The sequence below is a fragment of the bacterium endosymbiont of Bathymodiolus sp. 5 South genome (assembly GCF_900128535.1).
GTDB lineage: Bacteria > Pseudomonadota > Gammaproteobacteria > PS1 > Pseudothioglobaceae > Thiodubiliella.
In genome coordinates this window covers 1-1,009 of record NZ_FQTR01000380.1, presented here as the reverse complement: position 1 = coordinate 1,009, position 1,009 = coordinate 1, and the positions used below count along the sequence as shown (strand labels likewise).

General features: G+C 32.2%; 3 protein-coding genes. All 3 read left to right on the top strand.

What is annotated here, in order from left to right; translation table 11 throughout:
- Positions 1–9 precede the first annotated feature (9 nt).
- A complete protein-coding gene (locus BBROOKSOX_RS12555) occupies positions 10–135 on the top strand; it encodes a hypothetical protein (protein WP_373896636.1) in 126 nt (41 codons plus the stop codon).
- A gap of 39 nt (positions 136–174) precedes the next feature.
- Positions 175–453, top strand: a complete 279-nt coding sequence (locus BBROOKSOX_RS11630; RefSeq protein WP_218973761.1) for a hypothetical protein — start codon at positions 175–177, stop codon at positions 451–453.
- 69 nt (positions 454–522) lie between these two features.
- Entirely contained in the window at positions 523–714 is a 192-nt protein-coding gene (locus BBROOKSOX_RS11625; protein WP_180324051.1) for a DUF3800 domain-containing protein, read from the top strand.
- Positions 715–1,009: the final 295 nt, after the last annotated feature.

Genomic DNA, 1,009 nt, shown 5'->3' with positions numbered 1-1,009 from the left:
AGTGATTATATTGTTTATGCTGATGAAAGTGGTGATCATGGGCTTATCAATATTGACACACAATATTCAATATTTGTATTGGCGTTTTGCATATTCAAAAAATCTGATTATCTGAAAACTGTTCAGGGTTTCTAAGAATTTAAGTTTAATCACTTTGGTCATGATATGATTATTTTGCGTGAGAATGAAATTCGTAAAGATAAAGGTGTTTTTAAGATGCTGAACAATCAAGAAAAGAAAAACAGTTTTATAGGAAAGTTATCAGATGTTGTTAATCAGCAAAAGTTTGAAGTTATTAGTGCAACTATTCAAAAAGAGGCGCTAAATAAACATTATCGTTATGATAACAATCCTTATCATATTGCACTTAAGTTTTGTGTTGAATGTTTATTCAACTTCTTAATTGCGTCTAATCAACAGCAGAAAATAACGCATATTGTTGTAGAGCAATGAGGAAGAGCAGAAGATAGAGATTTAGAGCTTGAATTTAGCAGAATATGTTCTAAGGGTAATTTCAAGGGCATGAAAGCCAATTTTAAAATGGTAATGGTGAACAAACAAAGTAACTCCACAGGTTTACAATTAGCTGATTTGATAGCACGACCAATTGGATTGAATTGTTTGAGACCCGAACAAGAAAATAAAAGTTTTGAGGTTATAAAAGAAAGAATAGTTAGCAATAAGGTTTTTCCAGATAACACTAAGCCACTGTGAATCCACAATGGCTTAGTGTCGACCGCAAATCCGCAATCCTTAAGGGGAATTATATCATTTGTATAGTTTCAAAAAAAGGTTTAAGTTACTGGTAGAAAATTATATTTAAAATACCATGAAGAAGAAAAGTTGGATTAATCAAGAATAGGAGTAAAAATGAATAAAGAGCAATTACAAGTATTATTAATGGAATCGTTGGTATCGCTGAAAACACAGGGCGTGTTGGAGAAGGTACCTGAGAATATTCGACTTGACCATTCAAAGGATAAAACCCAAGGGGACTTTGCCTCGAATA

Bases quoted from the DNA above. Each gene is read 5' to 3' on its own strand.
- BBROOKSOX_RS11625 (WP_180324051.1), top strand. From the start codon at position 523: ATGAAAGCCAATTTTAAAATGGTAATGGTGAACAAACAAAGTAACTCC.